The organism is Stenotrophomonas sp. TD3 (assembly GCF_001939825.1).
Lineage (GTDB): Bacteria > Pseudomonadota > Gammaproteobacteria > Xanthomonadales > Xanthomonadaceae > Stenotrophomonas.
This window is the reverse complement of sequence record NZ_MOYM01000003.1, coordinates 68,625-92,863: the sequence shown is the minus strand read 5'-3', so window position 1 is coordinate 92,863 and position 24,239 is coordinate 68,625. Positions and strand designations below refer to the sequence as shown.

The 24,239-nt window shown below is 64.2% G+C and carries 22 protein-coding genes and 2 pseudogenes; 10 read left to right on the top strand and 14 right to left on the bottom strand.

All coding sequences use genetic code 11. From position 1 onward, the window contains the following. Positions 1-99: 99 nt before the first annotated feature. Positions 100-2,211, top strand: a complete 2,112-nt coding sequence (locus BKE09_RS19745; RefSeq protein WP_075677471.1) for a TonB-dependent receptor — start codon at positions 100-102, stop codon at positions 2,209-2,211. Between the two features lie 46 nt (positions 2,212-2,257). On the opposite strand, the gene BKE09_RS19740 is transcribed toward BKE09_RS19745, so the two are convergent. Both BKE09_RS19740 and BKE09_RS19735 read right to left on the bottom strand, forming a co-directional pair. After that, a complete protein-coding gene (locus tag BKE09_RS19740) occupies positions 2,258-2,776 on the bottom strand; it encodes a hypothetical protein (RefSeq protein ID WP_075678320.1) in 519 nt (172 codons plus the stop codon). 194 nt (positions 2,777-2,970) lie between these two features. Beyond that, positions 2,971-3,750: a hypothetical protein gene (locus tag BKE09_RS19735; RefSeq protein WP_075677469.1), complete on the bottom strand. Its 780-nt coding sequence runs from the start codon at positions 3,748-3,750 to the stop codon at positions 2,971-2,973. 216 nt (positions 3,751-3,966) lie between these two features. On the opposite strand from BKE09_RS19735, the gene BKE09_RS19730 reads away from it, so the two are divergent. Then, the gene (locus BKE09_RS19730) at positions 3,967-4,278 is read left to right on the top strand and encodes a hypothetical protein (RefSeq protein ID WP_239530045.1); all 312 of its coding nucleotides are present in this window, start codon (positions 3,967-3,969) and stop codon (positions 4,276-4,278) included. 34 nt (positions 4,279-4,312) lie between these two features. Here BKE09_RS19730 and BKE09_RS19725 read toward each other — a convergent pair whose 3' ends face one another. Next, entirely contained in the window at positions 4,313-4,888 is a 576-nt protein-coding gene (locus BKE09_RS19725; protein ID WP_014037706.1) for a TetR/AcrR family transcriptional regulator, read from the bottom strand. A 69-nt stretch (positions 4,889-4,957) separates the two neighbouring features. Here BKE09_RS19725 and BKE09_RS19720 point away from each other — a divergent pair, with 69 nt between their 5' ends. Next, on the top strand, positions 4,958-5,503 hold the full coding sequence (locus BKE09_RS19720) for a thioesterase family protein (RefSeq protein ID WP_075677465.1): 546 nt from the start codon (positions 4,958-4,960) through the stop codon (positions 5,501-5,503). Between the two features lie 3 nt (positions 5,504-5,506). On the opposite strand, the gene BKE09_RS19715 is transcribed toward BKE09_RS19720, so the two are convergent. After that, positions 5,507-6,229 carry a hypothetical protein gene (locus BKE09_RS19715; protein ID WP_240502948.1) on the bottom strand — a complete coding sequence of 241 codons (723 nt, stop codon included), beginning with the start codon at positions 6,227-6,229 and terminating at the stop codon, positions 5,507-5,509. A 67-nt stretch (positions 6,230-6,296) separates the two neighbouring features. After that, positions 6,297-7,427 carry an agmatine deiminase family protein gene (locus BKE09_RS19710; protein WP_075677463.1) on the bottom strand — a complete coding sequence of 377 codons (1,131 nt, stop codon included), beginning with the start codon at positions 7,425-7,427 and terminating at the stop codon, positions 6,297-6,299. A 104-nt stretch (positions 7,428-7,531) separates the two neighbouring features. On the opposite strand from BKE09_RS19710, the gene BKE09_RS19705 reads away from it, so the two are divergent. Continuing rightward, the gene (locus tag BKE09_RS19705; RefSeq protein WP_075677461.1) at positions 7,532-8,416 is read left to right on the top strand and encodes a LysR family transcriptional regulator; all 885 of its coding nucleotides are present in this window, start codon (positions 7,532-7,534) and stop codon (positions 8,414-8,416) included. Here BKE09_RS19705 and BKE09_RS19700 read toward each other — a convergent pair. Next, positions 8,391-8,589 (bottom strand): annotated as a pseudogene (locus BKE09_RS19700) (capsular biosynthesis protein); the annotation flags it as partial. The gene BKE09_RS19705 and the pseudogene BKE09_RS19700 overlap by 26 nt on opposite strands. 215 nt (positions 8,590-8,804) lie before the next feature. Here BKE09_RS19700 and BKE09_RS19695 point away from each other — a divergent pair. Beyond that, positions 8,805-10,217: a DUF3696 domain-containing protein gene (locus BKE09_RS19695; RefSeq protein WP_075677459.1), complete on the top strand. Its 1,413-nt coding sequence runs from the start codon at positions 8,805-8,807 to the stop codon at positions 10,215-10,217. After that, on the top strand, positions 10,214-11,113 hold the full coding sequence (locus BKE09_RS19690; protein ID WP_083663127.1) for an MIT C-terminal domain-containing protein: 900 nt from the start codon (positions 10,214-10,216) through the stop codon (positions 11,111-11,113). The genes BKE09_RS19695 and BKE09_RS19690 overlap by 4 nt, the downstream gene beginning before the upstream one ends. 172 nt (positions 11,114-11,285) lie before the next feature. Here BKE09_RS19690 and BKE09_RS19685 read toward each other — a convergent pair whose 3' ends face one another. After that, positions 11,286-12,239 (bottom strand): DUF2268 domain-containing putative Zn-dependent protease, encoded by a 954-nt coding sequence (locus BKE09_RS19685; RefSeq protein ID WP_075677455.1) that lies wholly within the window; start codon positions 12,237-12,239, stop codon positions 11,286-11,288. Positions 12,240-12,377: 138 nt separating this feature from the next. Here BKE09_RS19685 and BKE09_RS19680 point away from each other — a divergent pair, with 138 nt between their 5' ends. Next, positions 12,378-13,361, top strand: coding sequence for a hypothetical protein (locus BKE09_RS19680; protein ID WP_075678317.1), 984 nt, complete (start codon positions 12,378-12,380; stop codon positions 13,359-13,361). 10 nt (positions 13,362-13,371) lie between these two features. Here BKE09_RS19680 and BKE09_RS19675 read toward each other — a convergent pair whose 3' ends face one another. The 3 genes from BKE09_RS19675 to BKE09_RS19665 all read right to left on the bottom strand — a co-directional run bounded on the left by BKE09_RS19675 (position 13,372) and on the right by BKE09_RS19665 (position 16,843). Then, complete coding sequence (locus BKE09_RS19675; protein WP_075678318.1) at positions 13,372-13,692, bottom strand: hypothetical protein; 321 nt, start codon at positions 13,690-13,692, stop codon at positions 13,372-13,374. A 190-nt stretch (positions 13,693-13,882) separates the two neighbouring features. Then, entirely contained in the window at positions 13,883-16,345 is a 2,463-nt protein-coding gene (locus BKE09_RS19670; RefSeq protein WP_075677453.1) for a prolyl oligopeptidase family serine peptidase, read from the bottom strand. Between the two features lie 168 nt (positions 16,346-16,513). Beyond that, positions 16,514-16,843, bottom strand: a complete 330-nt coding sequence (locus BKE09_RS19665; protein WP_075677451.1) for a hypothetical protein — start codon at positions 16,841-16,843, stop codon at positions 16,514-16,516. A gap of 455 nt (positions 16,844-17,298) precedes the next feature. On the opposite strand from BKE09_RS19665, the gene BKE09_RS19660 reads away from it, so the two are divergent. Then, on the top strand, positions 17,299-18,075 hold the full coding sequence (locus BKE09_RS19660) for a HipA family kinase (RefSeq protein ID WP_021202746.1): 777 nt from the start codon (positions 17,299-17,301) through the stop codon (positions 18,073-18,075). Then, positions 18,053-18,445, top strand: coding sequence for a DUF3037 domain-containing protein (locus BKE09_RS19655; RefSeq protein WP_075677449.1), 393 nt, complete (start codon positions 18,053-18,055; stop codon positions 18,443-18,445). The genes BKE09_RS19660 and BKE09_RS19655 overlap by 23 nt, the downstream gene beginning before the upstream one ends. Positions 18,446-18,461: 16 nt before the next feature. Here BKE09_RS19655 and BKE09_RS19650 read toward each other — a convergent pair. The 3 genes and pseudogenes from BKE09_RS19650 to BKE09_RS19640 form a co-directional block, all read right to left on the bottom strand. Beyond that, positions 18,462-19,441: pseudogene (locus BKE09_RS19650) on the bottom strand (serine hydrolase domain-containing protein). A gap of 513 nt (positions 19,442-19,954) precedes the next feature. After that, on the bottom strand, positions 19,955-20,428 hold the full coding sequence (locus tag BKE09_RS19645) for a DUF4952 domain-containing protein (RefSeq protein WP_240502947.1): 474 nt from the start codon (positions 20,426-20,428) through the stop codon (positions 19,955-19,957). 87 nt (positions 20,429-20,515) lie between these two features. Next, a complete protein-coding gene (locus BKE09_RS19640; RefSeq protein ID WP_075677445.1) occupies positions 20,516-21,421 on the bottom strand; it encodes a LysR substrate-binding domain-containing protein in 906 nt (301 codons plus the stop codon). A 118-nt stretch (positions 21,422-21,539) separates the two neighbouring features. Here BKE09_RS19640 and BKE09_RS19635 point away from each other — a divergent pair, with 118 nt between their 5' ends. Beyond that, positions 21,540-22,529, top strand: a complete 990-nt coding sequence (locus BKE09_RS19635; protein WP_075677443.1) for a zinc-dependent alcohol dehydrogenase family protein — start codon at positions 21,540-21,542, stop codon at positions 22,527-22,529. A 50-nt stretch (positions 22,530-22,579) separates the two neighbouring features. On the opposite strand, the gene BKE09_RS19630 is transcribed toward BKE09_RS19635, so the two are convergent. Continuing rightward, entirely contained in the window at positions 22,580-24,211 is a 1,632-nt protein-coding gene (locus BKE09_RS19630) for a peptidoglycan-binding protein (protein WP_075677441.1), read from the bottom strand. Between the last annotated feature and the right edge of the window lie 28 nt (positions 24,212-24,239).

The window sequence follows — 24,239 nt, the reverse complement described above, 5'->3', positions numbered from 1 at the left end:
TGAAGCAGGGGGCACAGGCCCCATACGCCGCCGATGGGTGACGTGACGCCGTCGACCTGTTAACTTGCGCGCCACTTCCGTGGTTTACAGCATTTCCGCATGTCGCTCTCGTCGTACCGCCCCACCCCGTCGCTGTTGTTCCTGGCCGTTTCCCTCGGCCTTTCCTCCATCGCCGCTGCGGCCCCGCAGGCCACCACGCTGGATGCCGTACAGGTCACCGCTGCTGCCGATGCCAGCGCGCAGGCGCGCGAGGCGCTCAAGCGCGTGCCCGGCGCCAGCAATGTCATCGACGTTGCCAAGGCCGACAGCCGACTGTCCAGCAATGCCGATGTGCTGGCCTACCAACCGGGCATCAGCGCGCAGTCGCCGGGCAATGAGGGCACCAAGGTCTCGATCCGTGGCTCGGGCATCAACCGTGGACCGGGCGCGCATGCCTCGGGCATTGCGGTGTCGATCGACGGCCTGCCACTGACCGGCCCGGGCGGCACGCCCTACGAGCTGCTGGAACCGCTGTGGCTGTCGCGCGTGGAAGTACTGCGCGGCGCCAACGGTTTCGAGCGTGGCGCGCTGGCGCTGGGCGGTGCCATCGACTACATCAGCCGCAGCGGCCGTGATTCGGCGGGCGTGCAGCTGCACTACGAAGCCGGCAGCCGTGGCTACCAGAGGCGCGGCATCAGCTGGGGCGGCGTCAGCGGCGATGTCGATTACTTCCTGGCCTACACCGATACCGAGTTCGATGGCTATCAGCGCCATGCGCGCGGCGACGGCAAGGGCGCAATGGCCAACATCGGCTGGCAGATCACGCCCGACCTGCAGACGCGCTTCTTCGTGCGCTACCGCGAAACCAACCACGAAACACCCGGACGCCTGACCCGCGACCAGATCCGCAATGACCCGCACGCGGCGAACCCAGCTAACCTGGCCATCGATGCACGTCGCCCCCAGCCCGGCAGCACGTGGGTGGGCAACGTCACCACGCTGCAGATCGATGAAGATTCTTCGCTGCAGGCGGGACTGGTCTATCACAAGTACCCGATGGACTTGAACGAGAGCCTGTACCGCCAGCAGCTGGACTACGCCAACCTCAACGCCACGCTGGACTACCGCCACCGGCACCGCCTGTTCGGCCTGGACAGCGAAACCGCGGTCGGCCTGCGCGTCACCCATGACCTGGATGCCGATGTGCGCGAGTCGCTGCGTTTTGCCAGCAACGGCTATGCCGCCGGCACGCGCACGCGTGACTTCCGCCACCACGGCACCGACAGCACGCTGCACGTCAGCAATACCCTCGCCTTCAATGACCGCCTGCGCATGCAGACCGGGCTGGCACTGATCAACACCCGTCGCGATGTACAGGTGACCTGGCCGAGCAGCGGCGGCCGCCTGCGCGACCACGACTGGGACTACGCGCCGCGACTGGGCTTCACCTGGCAGCACAGCGCGCAGACCCAATGGTTCGGCAACCTCAGCCGTTCGGTGGAGGCGCCGCACCCGTGGTCGATGATCTGGGGCTCGAACCAGTACTTCGGGCCGGGCAATGGCCCGTCCAGCGGTCGCCAGCGCGCGCCGGTGCCGATGCAGAACCAGACGGCCACCACGCTGGAACTGGGCGCGCGCGGTGACGCGACGCTGGGTCGCTGGGAACTGACCGGCTACTACGCACACGTGAACCACGAACTGCTGAGCGTCGAACTGCAGCCGGTGCCGAACCTGTTCATCGCCGAGAACAACGCCAGCCCCACCGTTCACCGCGGCATCGAAGCCGGGTTGGACAGCACGTTGTGGCAGGCTGCGCCGGGCCGCCTGTCACTGCGCCAGGCGTATACCTTCAGTGACTTCCGTTATCGCCACGATGCGCGTTTCGGCAGCAACCGCCTGCCCGGCCTGCCGCGCCACGCCTACCAGGCCGAACTGCGCTTCGATCACGCGTCCGGCCTGTACGCCGCGCTCAATACCGAATACGCCTCGCGCATCGCCGTCGACTACGCCAACAGCTACTGGGCCGACAGCCATGTGATCTTCGGCAGCCGCATCGGCTACGACGCACCCGGCGGTCGCTGGCAGGCCTGGGCGGAGATGCGCAACATCGGCAACCGCCACTACGCCGCCACGGTCACACCGGGCTACGACGATGCCGGCAGGGATGTCGCCCGCTCGACGCCGGGCGAAGGTCGTGGCGTCTACGCAGGTGTGCGCTGGCGCTTTGATTGATGGCCGCAGGCGGCGCCGGGCGTGATCCGGCGCCGCCGTTCCTGGGTCAGCCGATACGCCACGCTGGCAGGCGCTCGCTGCGCTTCCAGATGGAAGGCGCGAAGCCGATCAGCACCAGTGCCGCCAGCCACTTCGGCGACGTACTCAGCAGCGTGGAACCGAGCGAGCCATCGCCGGGTGCGAGCTGCTCCTGCCAGGGGTTGTAACCCAGGTAGAGGATGCTGCCGGCCCACCACAGCAACGCTGCGCCGATGCCCACCAGCAGCAGGGCCAGCGTGCGGCAGGTCCAGCGCTGCGAGGTGCTGCCCCATTCCCGCGACGCCGCGATCAGCAGGCCCACCACCAGCAGCGACACCAGTGCCACCAGGCCGATATCGACCTTCGGTCCAATGCGCTCATAGGCGCATGCGCGGCATTGCGCCTCTTCCGCGGCAGCGGCGGCTTCGGCGCCATCGGCCTGCCCGGCTGTGGGCTGCGCCAGTGCTGCAAACGGCAACAACACCGCCAGCAGCGTCACCATGATCCAACGAAACAACGTCCTGTTCCTGCGTGCAGCGACATCCATGCGCTCTTCCTCGTCAGTGGTTGTGTGTCCCAGCGGGCGTTCGGATATCCAGCGCCCCTGTTCCAGATGCAGTACGACAAGCTCCCGATAGGTGAAACCACCCGGACACGAATCCTGGGCGACCGCGATCATAGCCCACTGTCCATTGCCGCTGAAAACGGGCCGGGGCTGGCCATATGAAGTACACACCCCAATTACAGCGCCTGGATGACCTGCAGCAGATGGCTCGCACCTGGCGCGAGTTCCTGCGCGAGCCAGCCCAGCATCGCGAAGAACAGCAGCAGCCCGAGCAGCGGCCAGATCGTATGCGACACGCATACCCGCCACCACCCTTGCTGCTGCATGCCCTGCATGCGCCGGTACAGGCCTCCGGCGATGGCCGCGTCCACCAGCAGTTCAGCCATCAGCACCGGCGCCGACCACACCACCCACACGCTGGCCAGCAGGACGGTCGCCACCAGCGCGACGAGGCCGAGGATGGCCAGCAACGGCAGGCCCGCTTCATCTTCGGCCAGCCCGGTCAACGGCAGCTCTCCGGCATCGCTGCCACCGGCCGGCACCGACTCGTTCCACGATGCCGATGCACCACCACCGCCGGAACGCCCGCCGGCGCCGCTCCACGGGGATTCCATGGCACTACCGCGCGGCGATGCGCCACTGCCGCCTACATCCGGCGACAGCCCATCCAGCACGTTGTCCCAACGCCAGCGGATCCAGACCCACATCAGCAGCAGGAACACGCCATAGGCCAGCAGCACGGCCATCGGGTAGCGAAGCAGCATCGCGTCGATGCCGGCCAGGCGCAGCAGATGCGAGGCAAGGAAACCGGCCGCACCGGTCAAGGCCACGATCAGCGCCATCTGCAGGCGCGGCCAGCCGCGCTGCTGAAGGTGCTGCCGCGCGCGCACGACTTCGCTGCCGTGGTTCATCGGCAATTTCAGCGGGCTGCGTGAAAAGTGGCGCGAGCGCTTCATGCAGCCGCCAGCGGGCGGGAGGCATGGCGGACGGGAACGTCGGGAACCTGATACTGCATGCGGACATCCTTGCCGGGCACGCGTAAGCGGTGATGGCGGATTCTACCGCGATGGGGCCGCAGATCCATCACCCACGGGCCGGACTGGCGCCTGCCTTGTACCGCGCGCCTGCGCGCTGGATTATGATTTTCCGCCAGAAAAAGTGTGCTCCACGGCATGCACCTGTCCCAGCTCACCCGCTCCGCCGCCCTCGTGATGCTCGTTCCAATGCTTGGCCTCGCCGGTTGGGGTTCATGGTTTGGCAGCCGCTGCTTCAGCGATGGCTGCCTCGGCGTCCTCATGGCATGGCTTGCCGCCGTGGTTGCCTTTGTGGTGCAGGCGTTGCTGGTACTCCCGACGCATGCCTGGGCCCTCAAGCGGCAGGGAGCGCCCGCCTCTCGCAGCTACCTTCGCTGGTTGGGCGCGTCGGCCGTCACAGCCTTCCTGCCCATCGTGCTCGGCTGGAGCTACTTGATGATCTTCAGATGACCAGCTGCGTGTCTCCCGCACACGGATAGCCGGATCAAGGCCGCGCGGCAGCCTTCAGCAGCTGCGCGGCCACCTGGTCGAACGGGGCGATGTCCTGCAGCGCGCGGCACATCGCCACCGCACCTTCCACGCTGGCGATCACCAGGCTGGCCAGTTCACCCGCCGCCGCCGGGGCATGCCCTTCGGCGACGAACGCCGTGGCAAGGTGGCCCTGCCAGCGCGCGAACACCTCGGCAGCCGCCGCGCGGGCTTGGCTGGGCGTCGCCTCCACCGGTTCCTCCACGGCAGCGGCCAGCACCGGGCAGCCGGCGCGGAAACCGGTGCGCAGCAGGCGCTCGCGCCACAGCGCCAGGAACTGCTGCAGGCCCTGCATCGCCCCACCCTTCAGCAGCTCCACCAGCAGCGCCTCCACCTTGTCGCCGGCCATGTGGGTGGCGCGCGCCAGCAGCTCCTGCTTGCCGCCGGGAAAGTGGTGGTAGGTGGAGCCCAGCGGCGCCTCGGCCAGCTTCGTCACTTCACGGATGCTGGTGGCATTGAGGCCCACGCGCGCCAGCATCTGTGCCGCAGCATCCATCACGCGTTGAGGCGCATCAGAGGGTCGCGGGCTCACGGCAGGCTCCTTGCTAAGACAGTCGTCATAGATTAGCGTACCGGCCGCTCTATAACAGTCGTCATAACCATGAATCTCTGGTTCCGCCTGCTCCATCTGCTGCTGTGCAGCCTGTTCCGGCCGAAGCTGGATGCCCCGTTCGGGGTCTCGCGGCTGCAGTTCCGGGTACTGCCCAATGACCTGGACAGCAACCTGCACATGACCAACGGCCGCTACTGGAACATCTTCGACCTGGGCCGCCTGGACCTGATCCTGCGCATGGGCCTGGGCCGGGTGGCGCTGCGCGAGAAGTGGGCACCGATCGTCGGTGCCGGCACCATCCAGTTCCGCCGCGAGCTCAAACCGTTCCAGCGCTTCACCCTGGAGACGCGGCTGGTTGGCTGGGTCGGCTCGCGCGGCATCATGGAGCAGCGCGTGCTGATCGGTGCCGAGCAGAGGATTGCCACGCGCGCGCTGCTGGTCACCGGCATCTACGACCGCCGCGCCCGGCAGTTCCTCGGCATGCCAAAGATGATGGAAGCGATCGGCGTGGTCGCCCCGCCGTCGCCGCCGCTCAGTGCGGCCGCCGAAGCGCTGCTGGCCGCCGATGCGGCGTTGAAGCAGGACGACGCCTGAGCGTCAGGGAGCCGCCACCGGCATCGTGGGCTGTCCACGCGATACGACCTGGGTACGCCCTCCCACGTGCAGCACGTATTCGAAGGATTGCCGCATGCGGCTGTACGCGCCACCATCCGGTACGCCGTAGTTGGCGCCCACGCTGAGGGTGTGCCGGCCCGGCGGCAACGGCTTGAGCATCACCCAATACCCATCGGCGGCAGCCAGCCGTGAGTGTTCGTCGTCGGCATCCATGCGGAAGCAGCCTTCGCTGCGGACCCGATGCCTGCGCATGTCGCCCAACGGCTGGCCGTCCAGCAGCACCACCGCACTGATCAGGTAATCGTTGTTGACCGCTGCCCCGGCCTGCAGCTCCTTGCAGGTCACACGCTCATCCACCTGGAAGTGCGCCATGTTGATGATCGGCAGCAACAGGTATTTGCCAGCCGGCACCACGCATTCGCGATGTGGCCGGAAACGGCCGTTGGTGCCGGCCAGGTTCCAGACCGGGCCTTCCTGGCCCACATCGCATACGCGGCCATCCGGGTCGAGATAGGGCGCGCCGCCCTGGCCGTCGGCCCACCGCCACCACCGGGCGGTCCATTCGGCCAACGAAACGCCGCCCACCGGTTCACGCGTCAGCGGCGAAGGCGCCGCCGTGTCCGCACTGAACGCCGGCACGGCGGCCAGCAGCACTGCCATCGTTGCGCCGCTGCGGCGCAGCCAGCCCTGGATTCCCTTCCGCATCACCCACTCCATCGTCCCTGGCGGCCACCCTGCGTGGCCGGCTTCCGCGCCACTGTACCGTGACGGACTAGACCTTCGGCATGTTCTTGGTCACGCAATGGATGCCGCCACCGCCGCCGGCAATCGCATCGATATCCACCTGTTCGATCACGCGGCCCGGATACATGTCTTCCAGCAGTTCACGGCAGAAGCCGTCGGCTGCATCGTCACCGAACTGCGGCGCGACCACGGCGCCGTTGATCGGCAGGTAGTTGATGTAGCCCATGGCCAGATCGTCGTTGTCGCGGGTATGCACGTTGTCGCGCCCGTCCAGGGGTGGCGGCAGGGTGTGCACCTGCAGGCGACGGCCATCGGCATCGGTGGCCCCGCGCAGGATCTGCAGGTGTTCGCGGGTCAGATCGTAGTCGTAGGACTCCGGATCGTTGTCCAGGTTGGCGATCACCACGCCCGGCCGCACGAAACGGGCATAGAAGTCCACGTGCGCATCGGTGATGTCCCTGCCGGCGATACCGGGCAGCCAGATCACCTTGCGCAGGCCGAGGTGGTGTTTCAGCTCGGCCTCGATATCGGCACGCGACCAGTCCGGATTGCGATTGCGGTTGACCCAGCAGCTTTCGGTAAGGATGGCCGTGCCGTGGCCATCGACTTCGATACCGCCGCCCTCGCCCACCAGATCGCTTTCCAGCAGCGTGGCACCGGTCACCTGTGCAAGCCACGGCGCCACCGCGCCATCGTTGCGCGCGCTCTGCTTGCCGCCCCAGCCATTGAAGTTGAAGTCGACCAGGCCCAGCCCGCCCTGGCCATCGGTGACGAAGCACCCGCCGTAGTCGCGCACCCAGATGTCATCCAGCGGCACCTCGAGGAACTCGATGTTGTCGCGGCCGCAGCGATCCTGCGCCTGCTTCAACTGCGCCGGGCGGCACAGCACGCTGACCGGCTGGTGGCGGGCGATGGTACGGGCCAGCCGCGCCACGGCGGCGTTCACCGCATCGGCCTGCGCGCCCCACACCCGCGGCTGCGCGGCAAAGGCCAGGAACACGCGTTCCTGCGGGCCGTGCTCGTCCGGCATGCGCCAGATGCCTGCGCCCGGCCCCGCCGCGGATACGCGACCCGGCAACCCGGCCATGCCGAGCGCGGCCAAGCCACCAAGGCCGGCGGCGCCCGCCAGCTGGGTGAGGAAGTGACGACGGTTGGTCATGACAGGCTCCATGGCCGGTGTGGGATGGGCGCTATGCTGCGCTTGCCAATCCATAAGAACAAACGATAGATTCAGCCATCAACTGAACAGTTCTACTTATCCGAATGCTCAAACACTGGCCACCGCTGAACGCCCTGCGGGGTTTCGAGGCTGCCGCCCGGCTCGGCAGCTTCCACCGTGCAGCGGAAGAACTGCATCTGACCCAGTCGGCCATCAGCCAGCAGATCCGGGGCCTGGAGGCGTCGCTACAACAACCACTGTTCTTCCGGCAAGGCCGCAGCGTCACCCTCACCGACGCCGGCATCGACCTGCTGGAAACAACGCAGGCGCTGCTGCGGCAGCTGGCCAGCGGCATCCGCCGGCTCGATCAGTACCGCAAGCCGAATCAACTGATCGTCAACACCAGCCCGGCCTTCGCCCGACACTGGCTGGTGCCACGCCTGGCCAGCTTCCACCGGCTGCATCCCGACGCCGATCTGTGGCTGCTGACCAGCGAGGATGCGCCGGACATGACCACGCAGACGCTGGATGTGGCGGTACGCGATGACCTCGACTCACAGGCGCAGTGCCAGCACCGCGTGCTGCTGCACGACCGCCTCTTTCCGGCCTGCCATCCCAAGCTGCTGGCGACGCCCGTGCACGAACGACTGACCCTGCATGGCGAGCGCGAAATGGACTGGAGCCAATGGCAGGTGCAGGGCGGCGCCGATGTCGGACAGCGCCGCGAGGGCATGAACTTCTCCGAGCCCGGGCAGCTGCTGGATGCCGCCTGCCAAGGGCTGGGCATCGCGCTGGTCAGCGAACTGCTGAGCGCGCGTGCGTGCGATCAAGGCCTGCTGCAACCGCTGGATGATGCACGCGTGCGTGGCCCGCGCTGGAGCTGGCTGGTGCATGAGGACCGCGCGGCAGATCCGCTGGTGATCAGTTTCTGTGAGTGGCTGTTGGCGAGCCTGCCCGCCGGAGCTACTTCTGCTGCAGCGCGCGCTTGACCGCCGCCTCAGCCAGCGGCGCCATCACCGCATAGCCCTTCGCCGTGGGATGCACGCCGTCGTCGGCCAACTGCGGGTCGAGCCCACCGGCCGCATTGGCCATCGGCGTGTAGTAGTCCAGATAGACCAGCGCGCTGCACATCCGCGCATCGCTGCAACGGAGTGTTCAAAGCACAGAGATTTTCATGTACAACGGTGTTGAATCCAGAACTGACTAAAGACCATCTTAATGACCGAGTTTGGATTAAGGATGTCGCGAAAAAATATCACTCCACTCCAAAATGTAGCGAACAAGACTTCCAGACCTCACTACTGACAGTGGCGCAGCGCCCTCCTCCATACTTCCCACGTTTTCAAAAAATCCTAAAAATCCCAAAAGGAACGCAAGATGCCTATTAAGAGCATAGAAATATCAAATTTTAAGAGATTCAAGAATCAGAAGCTCAACCTTGAAAAGACTGTCACAGTAATTCTTGGAGAGAACAGCTCTGGAAAATCGTCCATCCTCAAAGCGCTACTGGGATTGAAACAGACAGCATCTCCATCAAATGAGCATGAATCGTGGGCCGCCCACGGAGATTACGTCGATCTCGGAACATATCAAGATTTCGTCAACAAACGCGACATCCGAAAGAAGTTTGGATTTTCCGTAACACTAGATTCTGACTCCGCATACAGATCTCTCGCTCCATATCGAATTCGCACCACCGTATCGGAATTGACTATTGATGTGGAGTACGACTACGACCCAGTGTCATCCCAAGCACGCCTCCTGGGAATCGGAGCAAAATTTGCATCCCCTGCAATTCGATGCCACTGGAAATTAACTCGGCAAAAAACACGGAAGAACTACAACATTAGAATTTCCGAGAACCTCGTGAAAGCCTTCGACGCAGCCTACGGATTCGACAAAGGTGAATCACTGGGTTACAAGCCAGAATTTTCCGTTGAGAATACGGAAAAACTCACATTCAGAGCAGCATCCATTACAAACATATCACAATCGCTGTTTATAAGGTCAGTTAACGAGACAATATCCACACTCGTCAATCATCTTGAGAAGAATGTCTTCTATCTAGCCCCTCTTCGATCAAGCCCTTCAAGAAGTTACATCCGGAGTTCGCACAACCTTGCAGTAGGAGTACGAGGCGAGCACACGCCGAGTGTTCTAGCTAATCTTGAAAGAAGGAGTCAAAAGGCAACAACCGGAAGAAGTGATCTTCGCGACAGTTACGAGCTATTTACGAACGGTCTATCCCGGGTATTTCCCGGACATAGAGCTAAAACAACGATCATTTCAGAGCTCGTAAAACTCAAGATTCAAAGCAGGGAGACGGATTCCTACTCAGGCACAGACAAGGCCGACACAATCACGGACGTTGGCTTTGGATTCTCGCAAGTATTCCCGATCATAGTTCAGGCTGCAGTGATGCCAAAGAATGCGACCTTGGTAGTTGAACAACCAGAACTTCACCTACATCCCATGGCCCAAACAAGATTCGCTCAGTTCATCGCAGAAGCCGCGCTACTAGGCAAACGATTCATAATTGAGACTCATAGCGAACATCTTGTTCGCGGCTTACAACTCGCCATATCGGAAGGCAGAGCAAAAAAGAAGGGAAATAAATTTACTAAAGATTCGGTATCATTCAATTACATAAGAAAGGCCAGCGAAAACGATCCGCCGTTAGAAGTCAATGAATTCGGAGAATTCACACAAGAATGGCCGACCGGATTCTTTGACGAATCGTACAAGACAACCCGTCAGTTGCTGAGAAATAAGCTTAGGAGTGCAGGATGATCCTGGCGATTCACGCAGATGCGCTACATCACGCACTTATACTAGAGGACGATGAGTCGATTACAAGACACCTCGCTCATTCGCGAATTGTCGCATCAGAGTGGATCCTGAACCACTTCGAGTCAAAGTTCAGGTCTACCACCGAAAAAGATCTATTTCAAGCATTCCTCTCAAGCATAGGAAATACTGGCAACGTAAAAATGGTCGACGACATTCAAGACGGGAGCGAACTCGACCTCTACGAGAATGCAAGCCATTTCGCCGGAAAGAACTTTGTAGTTCTCAGTGCAGCGAAACTTTCAATAAAAGATTTAACAATCCTAACCAAACGAGGAACAAGAATAAGGCAATTGAATGCAATCACATATCAAGGCAGTCAAGCTGGGATTTCACCATTTGAGATTCACAAACTCCCTCACCAGAAGAGCCAGGACCCCCAGAATATCATTGGCGCATTCTTTGGCGGAGCAAAAGAGGCAGTTTTCTATGACAAATACATGAACGATAGATCTTGCGCCCTAATTTCAATGGCCGCGAGCAAAATGTCGGAAAACTCCAACATCACCATAGTGACCTCCGAAAAATCCCACATAACCCACACCGAGATAAGAGCATCTGTAAAAATAGATAAATCTCAAAAACTAAGCATTGAGGTCGCCGACGTCGCCACGGAGAATTTCTTTCACGAGCGCTATTGTTACATCGACACCGGATACGAAATATACGCCCCTCGCGGCTTGGATTGCTTCGGAAAACCACCAAACTGGTTAAATTCAAACACTACCGTATCTATTTTTGACAATCACGACGGAAAGGAAGTCGTCATTAATTGCAAGCCTCGCCCAGGCCGAAAAAAGACTCTCGCCATCACGGTAAAATCAAAACTAATTGCCTAGATTTTTCCGCCAAATTTGCAGCCACACTCCAAGAGAAATAGCCTTGATTCTTCAGTTGGAAAACCACAAATAAATTAATGATGATGCAACTTGTTCCGAAGTATCTTCATCGTGAATTTCTTCGAGAATAGTCGGCGGGACACCAAAGGCCAATCGAAAAACTGAGAACGTCCTATCGAGCCGCCACGCCGGTCACCTTGGCCGGCATCCACATGCCTGGCGTCCAGCCGCTGGCGGCGAGGATCGCCTTCGGATTGTCCTGCTGGATCAGCGCACGTACCGCATCGCGCTTGTCCCTGGCCTGCAGGTAATAGGCCTTGGCGATGCGGTAGCCCACCCAGTAGCCCAGATCATAGGGCTCCTGTGAACCGGGCTTGTAGTTGTACAGCCACGGCGACAGATCGGTGCTGTCCACATCCAGCGCGAAGGCGCTTTCGATATGCACCTCCCGGCCCCGGGTCCAGGCGGCATGCCGACCGTTGCCGACGTTGCCGGAAATCAGTTCGGCGATGAACTCGGCAATGCCTTCGCCCAGCGAAACACGCAGCACCGTCGCATGCGGGTCGCCCGGCTCGAAGTCGGTCAGGCCGGTCTGCTGGATGTGCACATACTCGTGCGCGATCACGTGCACGAAGCGGTCCTGCACATTGGGATTCATGAAATCCGCTGCGCACAGCGCTTCCAGGCCGATGATCACGCCGCTCTTCGAGGTCAACCCGACCGGCCGGCCGCGGCCGACCGCGATGGTCACCGGCGGAAACGTGGCCTGCGGGTAGATCGCCTGCAGGTTGGCGAACACCTGCACCAGGCGCTGCTTCACCGCCGGCAGCTCCGCAAGGCAACCGCGGCCCTGCGCGTACACTTCGGGCTGGCTGGCAATGGCCTCGGCAATACGCTCGGGCGTGACCCGGCGCGCCTTCGCCAGTTCACCCAGGCCCGTACTGCCTTCGGCCAGGTAACCTGCCAGCTGGGCGACGCTGGGCTTGCCGCCGGTGCTGTCGTAGAGCGCGTAGAAGCGGCTGGCATCGGTGGTGAGGATCTGCGGCCCGGGCGGGGTACCCGCCTGGGCCACGCCGACCGCCCCGGCACAGGCCAGGGCAAGCAGGCAACGCAGGAAACTGGACATCGCTCCGTCCTTGGTGGAGTGCATGCGAAGCGCGCAATCTACCACTCCGCCCCGGCCACCGCAGCGGGCATATGCAGGCCCTTCGGGGCTGTGCCAGACTCACTCAGGCACCTGCCATGGATGATGGAGCACCGCACGATGATGATCGTTCCCGCGTACTGGGCCGAGGCCCGCCTGCAGGCCCGTTTCCGTGGCCGGCCGGTGGTCGTGCGCCGCTTCGGCTGGTCCGACGAGGGACCTGCCCAAGCCCAGGCCCACGCCGACGCACGTGCCCATGAAGTCCTCAACGCCATCATCGCCGGGCAGGTGCTGCCGCGTCGCGAAGTGCGCAGCAACTACGGTGTGGAGGGCGTACCGATCCGCGAGCAGATCGTGCAGCGCGACGGCGATGTCATCATCACCCGCAACAGCTATGGCGCACTGTGCCTCAACAGCCCCGACGTGCTGTTCGCCGACATCGACCATGCGCAGCCGCCGGCTGGATGCGTGATACCGGCCATCGTCGCTGCGGCCGTGCTGCTTGCCGGCGCCATCATTGGCACCGTGCTCTGGCATTGGCTGGTGGGCCTGGTACTGGGCGTGGCGGCAGTGCTGCTGGTCAACGCGGCACTGCTGATGCGGCGGAAGCAGCGTCTGGCCGCTGCCGGCGGTGCTGAAGGGCTTGCGCTGAAGCGCGTGGACGCCTTCAGCGAACAGCATCCCGATTGGCACCTGCGCGCCTACCGCACACCGGCGGGGCTGCGCGTGCTGGCGATGCATTCCACGTTCTCACCTGAGGACGAGCAGCTGCAGGCATTCTTCAAGGCACTGGGCACCGACACCCTGTACGCGCGCATGTGCCGGCTGCAGCATTGCTTCCGTGCGCGACTGACACCGAAGCCATGGCGCGTTGGCCTGAAGTACCGCATCCGGCCGCCGGTGGCCGCGTGGTCAGCCGAACAGGCCAACAATCCGGATCGACTGTCCTGGATTGCCGACTACGAAAAGAAGAGTGCCGGCTTCGCGGCCTGCGCCTATCTGCGCAGCTTCGGCGACACTTCCCGGGTGCATGCCAAGGCCGAGCATGTGCGCGAGCTGCATGACCGGCTGTCGCACGCACAGGACCGTCTACCGCTGGCGTGAGGGCGGGTGCTCAGTCAGCGCCCTGCACGAACGGCTGCCCTGCCAGGGTAGTGCCCAGCCGCACCGCGATCTGCTGCCCGCCCTTCTCAAAGGTCGTTGCGCACTGCTTTCCGCCCTTCTGGCATCCGACTTCCGGAAAGCCCTCAAGTGACTCGGGAGCGCCCTGTGCGGGACTCGCCAACCACCCTGCCGCATCCAGCAGGCGCTTGGCCTTGGCATAGGGCATGCCGGCGACGATGCCCAGCTGTGCCAGTTCGGTGGGCAACGGCTGGGAATATGCAGTGGAGACCAGGGCCAACGACAGCATTGCAGCAAGGAGGATGGCTTTCATTGCACCGACCTGGAACGAGCACACGGCCTCAGCCTAGCCCATTTGCATGACGCGGGAATGTGCCGGTAACACGTCGTTACCGAGTCTCCACAGTTGATTGCAGAGCGCTTGCCTCTGTTTACATGCGAACAGCATGGGCTCGGCTCTACAGGAGGCAGGAAGGCCGCCCGAAGGCGGCCTTCCCGTTACCTTACTTGGCGTTCTTCACGTAGGTGTCGAACCAGTTCAGCATCTCCGACACCAGCTGCTCGTTCGATTCCAGCGCGGTGTACCAGTGCGGTTCGTTCGGCAGCATCACCAGACGCGTGGTACCACCGTTGCCGCGGATCGCCTGGTACAGCTTGCGCGACTGGAACGGCTCGGTGCCCGGGTTGGCGTCGTCCTCGCCGTGGACCAGCAGCAGCGGCAGCTTGATCTTGTCGGCATAGAAGAACGGCGAGGCCTTCAGGTACACGTCCTGCGCCTGCCACACCGAGCGACGCTCGTTCTGGAAGCCGAACGGCGTAAAGGTCTTGTTGTACGAACCACTGGTCGCCACACCGGCCTTGAACAGCTTCGTGTGCGCGATCAGGTTGGCGGTCATCAGGCCGCCATGGCTGTGGCCGGTCACGCCGATGCGGTTGCGGTCAACCACGCCCATGTCCACGGCCTTGTCCACTGCCGCCTTGGCGTCGGCTTCCAGCTGCTCCAGGTAGGTGTCGTAGGCGTTCTTCGGGTCACCCACGATCGGGAACGAGGCGTTGTCGATGATCGCGTAGCCGGCCAGCAGCATCAGGCGGTACGGCTGCAGGCGAGTGAAGGTCTGCTGCGAACCGGACACCTGCCCCGCCTGCGCGGCGTTGGCGAAGTCGGCCGGGTAGGCGTACAGGATCGCCGGCACGCGCTGGCCTTCCTTGTAGCCTGGCGGCGTGTACAGGGTGAACGACAGGTCCACGCCGTCGGCACGCTTGTAGGTCACCAGCTGCTTCTTGATCTGGCGCACTTCCGGGGTCGGGTCGACCAGCTTGGTCAGCGCGGTCGTGGTCGACGCGAACTGCGCCTCGCCGGCCTTCGCATCGGCCACTGCCTCACCCTGCTGGCGGATGAAGGCGTTCGGCGGATCGATCACCGACTGGTGCCAGGTCAGGTAGCGGCCCGGCGTGTTGCTGAAACCGAGGAACTGTTCGTAGGCGTCGGCACTGCTGCGGAACAGGCGCTCGCTCTTCAGCGTGCCCAGGTCCAGGCGGTCCAGGAACGGACGATCGCCCTGCGGCGAGGCGCCACGGCCGCTGAGGAACACGTGGTTGCCGTCCTGACGCACGACCTGCGCGCCATTCGGCAGGCGGGTGAAGACCAGGTTGCCGGGGTTGCCGTACAGCTCATCGCTGGACATGTCCCACAGCAGGCGGCCTTCCTTCTTCGGCTGGTCCACATCGACGATGCGGGTCTGCATCCAGTGACGGTTCTCGTCGTTCTCGTATTGGAAGGCCACGGCCGGATCGGCGGTCCACGCGAAGCCTTCAAAGCGCTGCGCGGTGCGGGTGATTTCGGTCGGCTTGCCGTTGAACGGGGCCTTCAGCATCAGCACGCGATCGCGATGCGGCACGTTGACCTTCCAGTCACCCTTGTCCAGCGCTTCGGCGTAGACCAGGGTGGCCGGATCGGTGGCACGCCAGTCGAAACCGCGCGGGCCTTCCGGCACGCCGTGCACCGGCACGCGGTCGGCCAGCGGCAGGCTGGCGATCGGTGTGCTGCGGCCGTTGCTGATATCCAGCACTGCGACGTCATTGGCGAAGCGCTGGTAGGTCACCGCATGCGAGTACGGTGCCTTGATCGATTCGGTCAGCACATGCACGCCATCGGGCGCGGCGCTGACCTCGTTGAACAGCGCCGGCTGCCCGACCGGGCGCACGCTGCCCGCGGCAGTGTCGACCACGGCCAGCTGCGAGGCACCGTAGTAAGCGAACAGCTTTTCGTCATGCACGCTGGTCAGCGTGTCGCGGGCCTCGTAGGTGCTGCTTTCGCCGCTGCTGCCCAGCGACTCCTGCGCGTCCGGACCGGTCGGTACACCACCATTGGAGGGCGCCGGCCCCTGGTTGGCCGGCACCAGCTTCACCAGCAGGTTCTGGCTGCCGCCCAGCCACTGCACGGTGTTGCCGAAGATCGGGTTCAGCTGCACGTTCGGCACCTGCTTCACCTGGCCGGTGGCGGCATCGCCCACCCACAGCTGCACGCTGGTATCGACCGCGTTCTGGAAGGCAAAGTGGCTGCCGTCGGCCGACCACAGCGCGCCGGTGGCGCAGCCCTGCGGCAGGTTGACCTTGGTTTCCTTGCCACTGCCGATATCAACCAGGGTGAAGTCGGCCACGCAGGCCGGAATGCCGTAGCCACCGGGGGTGTCATGGCGACTGCGGTTCTTCGGTTCCAGGCGCACGCCGGCCAGCTTCAGGTAGGGCTGGGCCACGCGGCTGATCGACGGATAGGTCTGCGCGGTGGTCAGCAGCAGGCGCTGGCCACCCGGTGCCACGTTCGGTGCCGGCGGCGGCGGTGCCTTCAGCACCTTGAGCAGGTGTTCCGGCGGCTTCGCGTAATCAGCGAAGGCCGGGCCAGCGGCCAGCAGGCCGACGGTGGCAACGGCAACAGCCGCCGCCAGAGAGGTTCGACGGATCAGCATCCTTATCCCCTGGGTGTGAATGGGTACCCGGATTCGGGCATGGACCCGAATCTAGCACCGCAGGGGTTGGGGTGAATGGGCCGGAAGGGCTAGTGGCCGGATGGGGCAAAGCGGAACACGCCCGGAGAGGCCGGCGATGGGCCGGCATCTGCCAGGCGTGGTCTGTCATCACTGCTGGGCGTGCAGGTCCCAGGCAGTCAGGTAATCGGGGTCGACCACGATCATGCCACTGTTCCGCATGCGGTATTCGCCTGGCTCGGCCCGCTGGTACTGGTCGAGCATGGGCGGCAGGTAGCGCTCATGGCCATCGTCTTCGTCGGCCAGCACCACGCCTTCGTCGGCACTGATGCGCAGCACGGTGCCCGCGTACTGCTCCAGACCCTGCACCTGGCCGTCGCCACCATAGCGGGTGACACCCACCAGCACGACCTTGCCGATCATTTCCTGGGCCTTGGCATCGTCGAGTGGGGGCAGCATGGGATTGAATTCGTCGTTCATCGGAGCACCTCCAAAGCCTGCGGGGATAGCGTGGATTCGGCGGCCCCACGTTGCCAGCGTCGACGGCAACGCAGGGATCTCTCTTGGGGCGCAAGTACCTGGATCGCAGGACCAACCGGGCAACGCCGGGGCGCGATGGGCGAAAGGTGTCTGGGACTGCGGGGGATGGCCATCTGCGCCGATGGCGTGACCGTGTCAGGTCAAGGTCAACACCACGCGTTGCGTTGCATACACGGTGAAGCGTGACAGCTGCACTGTAGCGGCATGAGGGCCTCCTGTTGAAGGTCACACGCGGGTGTGTTGCTCCGTTGGAACGAATGCTGCCACTCTGCGCGGAAGGAACAAGTGAAGATTGCAGACGACCTGTAACAGGTGGTTCGCGCAGTACCCGTTCATTAAGCTGGCGCCCCGCTCTGCTGCGGCGCCCCCGTCCCGGCAGCACGCTAGAATGCGCCATGCGCACCGTACATGCCCTCCGCTACATCACCCCCTTGCGGGAAGGTGGCTCCCTGCCGGCCGTGGTCGAGACCGACGACGACGGCATGGCCGTGTTGAAGTTCCGTGGCGCCGGCCAGGGCCCGAAGGCGCTGATCGCCGAGCTGATCGCCGGCGAGATGGCGCGCACGCTCGGCCTGCCGATTCCGGAAATCCTGTTCGTCGAGCTGGACCGCGAGTTCGCCCGCACCGAGCCCGACCCGGAGATCCAGGAGCTGATCCGCGCCAGCGAGGGCCTGAACCTGGGTCTGGACTACCTGCCCGGCGCGATCAATTACGATCCGGCCGCGATGCCCGTGGATGCCGACCTGGCCTCGCGCATCGTCTGGTTCGATGCATTCACCAGCAATGTCGATCGCACCACCCGCAACCCCAACCTGATGGTATGGCACCGCAAGCTGTACCTGATCGACCATGGCGCGGCGATGTATTTCCACCACGACTGGGCCAACGCCGGCGATGCCTGCGAGAAACCCTTCGTTCTGATCCGCGACCACGTGCTGCTGTCGTTCGCCAGCCGCATTGCCGAGGTGGATGCCGAGCTGGCCGCGCGCCTGACCGATGCCGAGATCGAGCGGATCGTCGGCCTGGTGCCGGACAGCTGGCTGGTCAACGAGCCGGCATTCGACAGCCCGCAGGCCTATCGCCAGGGCTACATCGACTATCTCAAGCACCGCCTGAAAGTGCGTGCGGTGTTCGTGCAGGAGGCCATCCGTGCCCACGCTGCACACGTATGACTACGCGGTCATCCGCGTGGTACCGCGGGTGGAACGCGAGGAATTCATCAACGTCGGGGTGATCGTGTCCTGCCCCGGCGCACGCCACCTGGAAGCAGCCATCGAGATCGATCCGGCACGCCTGCACGCGTTCGCGCCGGCGCTGGACCAGGACGCGTTGCAGCCGTGGCTGGATGCGATCGTGGCCATCTGCCGCGGCGATGCCAGCGCCGGGCCGATCGCGCAGCTGCCGGCGCGCGCGCGCTTCCATTTCCTCACCGCCAAGCGCAGCTCGATCGTGCAGATGTCGAGCACGCATGTCGGCCGCACCGCCGATCCCGCGGGTGTGGTGGAACACCTGATGACGAAGATGGTGCGCGTGCCGGAGTAACCGGCACGCGTCACGATCAAAGTGGCACCCGTCGCGCGATGTAATTGACTACATTGCCGATCGCATCCGGATCGACATTGGCCAGCCCGACAATCACATAGCCCTGCGCGGGCAGCACCACGATGGCACTGTTGGAGCCGGGCGCACCGCCTTCATGGCCGTACTGGTGCTCCCTGCCCTCGCCCTGCACCACGAAACCATAGCCGTACCAGCCCTTGTGGTTCTGCGCCGTGGTGGCCTGCTGCAGCAATGCAGGTGAGACCAGTTTTCCGCCTTGCAGCGCCTCGGCGAACTTCATCATGTCGCCTACCGTGCTGTAACCACCACCGGCCGACATGCCGCGCCAGGGCAGCGACTTCGTTTCGCGCATCCATTGCCCATCCTGCTTCGTGTAGGCGACGGCACGCTGTGGCACCGTCACTGTTTCCGGCTCGAAGCCGGTGCCGGCCATGCCGGCCGGACGCAGGATGTGCTCCTCCACATAGGCGTAGTACGACTGCCCGGAAACGGCCTCGATGATGCGCCCAAGCACGATGAAGCCATAGTTGGAGTAGCTGTCCTGGCTGCCAGGCGTGAACGCGGCGGATCCTTGGCGAAGCGCTGCACGTAGTCATCCAGCGTCTTCAGCGAGGCGGAATACTGGTCGAAATCATCCCCGAAGAAATCGCCCAGGCCGCTGGTATGGGTCAACAGCTGGCGAACGGTCACGGCGCCGGCAACGGCCTTGTTCGGATAGTCCGGCAGGTGCCTGCCGATCGTATCGTCCAGCCCCAGCTTGCCGGCCTGTACCAGCTGCAGGATGCCGACCGAGGTGAACATCTTGTTGGACGAGGCCAGCCGGAAGCGCGTATCCGCATCCACCGGAACGCCGCCTTCGCGGTCCGCCTCGCCACCGCGCCAGTCCAGCAGCACCTCGCCGTTCCGCGCCACCAGCAGCGCTCCCGACAGCGCGTCCTGCGCCCGCAGCGCCTCCAGTTTTGCTGTGGCATCGGCCATCAGGACAGGCAATGCAACCCGTGCCGGCTTGTACTTGTCCGGCGTTTCAGTGCCCTCGATCTGGAACTGCTTCACGTGCGACGGGTTGTCCGGGTCCATGCCGGCTGTCACCCACATCGCACGTTCGTTCAGCTGCCCCATCACCAGCAGCTTCGCTTGGTTGGGCGTGCTCTGGATTGTTTCCAGTACGCGCAGTGGGCCGGTACTCCCGCGGAACTCGAGATAATCCCTGGGGCTGCTGCCCTCCTTCTTCGCGTAGGTATCGGCGAATGCCTGCAGATCCTCGAGGCTGCCGGCATTGAAGGCCGCCAGCCAGTCGTCGATGGCGTCCTGCGCACGTGGATGTGCACGCTCGGCAGAGGTTGCGCCTACTGCTGGAAAAACCGGGGTAGCCATCAGAACCGAACAGGCCAGCGCATTGCAGAGAAACCAACGTCCAACCGCCTTCATGGCCGTTCCTTTGCGGGATCCCTGGATGCATCCTAGACCAAGGCTACGCCCGCCGCATCGGCGCTAGGGACTCTGCCGAAACACCTCAACCGTTACATTGAATGCCTCGATGCGATGCCATTCGCTCCGCGCGTGCGGCAGGGATTCCACGCCCATGCCGATCTGGTACCTCACCGCGTCCGGACCTTCGCGCCAGTAATAGGGTTCACCGCTGCTCCAACCACAGCAGACGTAACGCAGCGCAGGCAGGCCGAACGTTGCGTGCAGGAAGGCTTCGACCTTCGCTGCCCCGGCACCCGCAACCCGATAGTGGGCTTCCATCGGCTTGATGTAGGACGCATCGTCCTGGCTGCAGCCGATGTATTCCAGTCCCTCGGGTTTCCGCCCCATTGCCTGCAGGAAGTCCTGGCAGACCGTGTCAGGTCGGGCCAGGCCGTCGGCACGGCCATGCGCCTCCCACTCCGCCAGTGCCTGTGCTGGATTTTCGGCAGCCAGCAAACCGGTGCTGAACAGCAATGCAGGCAGTACCGGCAGCATGAAACGCGCGAGACGTTCCGGCCATGGAGGCGACATGAGGATGCGATCCTTCGCGGTAGATGGAAACCATGCTAACCGATGGTCGCGCTATCGCCGTGCCATGGTCTGTTCGTTGAACCACGCCACGCAGAAGTCGAGGAAGCTGCGCAGCTTGGGCGTCAGCTGGCGATCGCGCGGATACACCAGGTTGATCCAGGTCGACACCGGCACGTACGCCGGCAGCACTTCCACCAGTTCACCGCGCGCCAATGCTCCGGCCAGCATTTCGTGCGGTTGCAGGATCAGCCCCAGCCCTCCGATGGCGGCGGTCAGCAGCGGCTCGGCCTGGTTGACCATGAAGCGGCTGGACACCGGCACGGTCAGCACGCTGCCATCGATGTCGCGGAAACTCCAGCGCGTGCGGATGATCGAATGTGCGAATCCCAGGCACTCGTGTCGGCTCAGATCGGTCGGATGGGTAATGGCCGGACGTGCAGCGAGATAGCCCGGCGACGCACACAGCGCCAGCGGATACGGCCCCAACCGTCGCGCCACCAACCCGCTGTCGGCCAGATCGCCGGTGCGGAACACCAGATCAAAGCCGTCCTCGACGATATCCACCAGGCTGTTGGACAGGTTCAGATCGACCTGCACGTCCGGGTACTGCTGCAGGTAGGCCACCACCGCCGGCCCGAGCGTGTGCACGCCGAAGGTGACCGGTGCGCTGATGCGCAGGCGCCCCATCGGCCGCCCACGCGCCACTTCGGCCAGCTGCTCGGCACCTTCCACTTCCTCCAGGATCACTCGCGCACGGGCCAGATAGGCCTGGCCGAAGTCGGTCAAGCTCTGCTTGCGCGTGGTGCGGTTGAGCAGGCGCACGCCCAGGTGGTGTTCCAGCGACTGCACGTGCTTGCCGACCAGCTGCGGCGACAGGTCCAGCGCGTCGGCAGCCGCGGCGAAGGAGCCGACCTCGGCCACTTTGACGAACGTACGCAGGGGAGCGATCAGGTCCATTGCAAACAATTATTTTTCAATGAAACGCCAGATTACCCCTTATTCTGGATGCAGGCCACGCGCACAGTAGCCATCACCTTTCCGCCGGCCCCAGCGCCGGCCTTGCCCAGGAGCCCCCATGAGCCAGGTTGTCCGCATCCACGAATACGGCAATGCCGATGTACTGCGCATCGACGACATCGACGTTCCCGCCCCCGCCGCCGACGAGGTCCAGATCCGGGTCAAGGCCATCGGCCTGAACCGCGCCGAGGTGATGTTCCGCACCGGCGCCTACCTGCAGGAGGCGCAGTTCCCCAGCCGGCTGGGCTACGAAGCGGCCGGCGTGGTCGAAGCCATCGGCAGTGCGGTGAGCGGATTCGCCGCGGGCGATGCGGTCAGCGTGGTGCCGCCGCTGGATATCGCCCGCTGGGGCACCTATGGCGAGCTGGCCAACGTGCCGGCGCGACTGGTGGTCAAGCACCCGCAGGCACTGGACTTTGAAACGGCCGCCGCGGTGTGGATGCAGTACGTCACCGCCTGGGGTGCGCTGCTGGAGCAGGCGCACCTGTCCGCAGGAGATTTCGTCATCGTCACCGCTGCCAGCAGCAGCGTCGGCCTCGCCGCGATCCAGATCGCCAACGCGGTGGGTGCCACGCCGATCGCGGTAACGCGTGGCCCAGGCAAGCGCCAGGCCCTGCTCGATGCCGGCGCCGCCCATGTCATCGCCACCCAGGAACAGGATCTGGTGGCCGAAGTCACGCGCATCACCGGCGGTGCCGGTGCCCGCGTGGTGTTCGATCCGATCGGTGGCCCGCAGTTCGTGCCGCTGACCGAGGCGATGGCGCGTGGCGGCATCCTGCTGGAGTACGGCGCGCTGAGCAGCGAACCCACGCCGTTCCCGTTGTTCAACGTGCTGGGCAAGTCGCTGACGCTGAAGGGCTACCTGTACTCGGAAATCGTCTCCGACGATGCCGCGCTGGCACGTGCCAAGGCGTTCATCGTCGACGGCCTGGACAAGGGCACGCTGGCGCCGAAGATCGCCAGGGTGTTCCCGTTCGCGCAGATCCAGGACGCACACCGTTACCTGGAATCGAACGAGCAGATCGGCAAGGTGGTGGTGACGCTGTAATCCGCTGGCGGCAGCGACAGGCCCACAACGGGCACGTCGCTGCCGCAGGCTCAGGCCATTGAAGGCCCGCGGCTCTCATGCTGGCGGCTGTCGAGGGCGAGCTGGTGCTCGCGCTGCCGGTTGTCACCGGCCAGATCATTCACGGTCTGCTCCATCGAGCGCGCGGGCTGCGCCGTATCCACGCTGGCGCGCTCACCTGGAATCAACCCGGCGACCCACAGGCGATCTCCGGCCATCATCACCCGGTCGACGCGCCCGGCATCGTCGATGCCATTGCGCTTGGATTCCAGCACCGCCTGCATCACGTGCTCGTCGCCGACGCTGCCAGGCGCGCCCTCGCGGATGCGCTCGAACAGCGCAGCATCCCTGGGCGACAGCGATTCCACGCCATTGGGCTGCGGAGCGGGTTCCGGCGTGGCCGGACCAGCGACCGGTGGATTTGCCGCCGCCTGCTGCCGCGCCTGCACCTGCTCCGGCTGGAACTCCGCCCGCGTATAGGGCGGACGCTGCGGTGGCCAGTTCTCCGCGCGGTCGAACTCGGTGGTCGGCGCATGCTCACGTGCGACGGCGGCATCATTCAACTGCCGGCGCGCATCCGCGTCGATGACGCCGCCGGGGCGCAGCGGCAGGCCATAGTCCTGCTGGAAGTTGCGCATGGCCGCCTGCATGCCGGCATCAAACGTGCGCGCCTCGCGCTCGGCACGTGGGTTCGGTTCGGTCAGGTACCCCAACGCCTCCAGCTGCCGGCGCATTTCGAACACCGGCTCGCCCTTCTCACCGGGCCCAAGGTTGCCGTCGGCCAGCGGCCCGGTCAGGTCGGTCACCGTCCGGCGCTTGAAGTCCGGATCGACCGCCAGCGTGTCGGTACGCATGCGTTCCAGCAACGCATCGTCGATGCGGCCATTGGCCGGATCGATGCCCCGCTCGGTCTGGAAGCGGCGCACGGCCTGTTCGGTGGAGGCGCCAAAATCACCGTCGGGCTTGATCGCGGCATTGGCGTTGTTGCGGATGTCCAACCGCTGCAGGTACTGCTGCGCTTCCAGCACCTGCTGGTTGGCGTCACCCCGGTGCAGGTCCATCGCCCCGGCGGGCGCCTGGAAAGTCGGCACCGGCATCTGGAAGCCGGGTTGCTGCACACGCTGGACCAGGCCGGCAACCTGGGATTCCCATCCAGTGGCCAGTGTGGCGATGGCGTCCGGATAGGGACTGCCGTTGTTCAGCTCACCGCCATTGACCGAGGCCCGCGCCTGCCGGTAGTCGGCATGGTTGGCGTTGACGTTGTCGGACAGCCGCGCACCGAACATGCCATCGCGCATTCCCACCACCAGCACCTTGGTGGCGATCTCCGCCTGCGCAGCCCGTTCCGGATGCTCGACCAGTTCGCGCCCCATCCCCAGCGCCTCGCCCAGCCGCTCGTAGTTGTTGACGTGGGTGAGGTGGGCAAAGCCCCGGCCGAAATACTCCTCGCCGCCGAAGTAGCGCAGATCCACCGCCTGCTTCCTGCCCCAGTCTTCCTCGGGCGCGGCGAAATCACGCGACTCGTGCTGCGCCGTGGCCAGCACATAGGCAATCTGCCGATGGTCGGTAATGCCGTTGTCGATGCAGGTACGCACGATCATCTCGACCGACTGGTCCCGGGTCAGGCCGAAGCCCACCCCGCCTTTTCCATAGCCTTCGCTCATCCTTCAGCTCTCCAGTTCCGGAACGCAT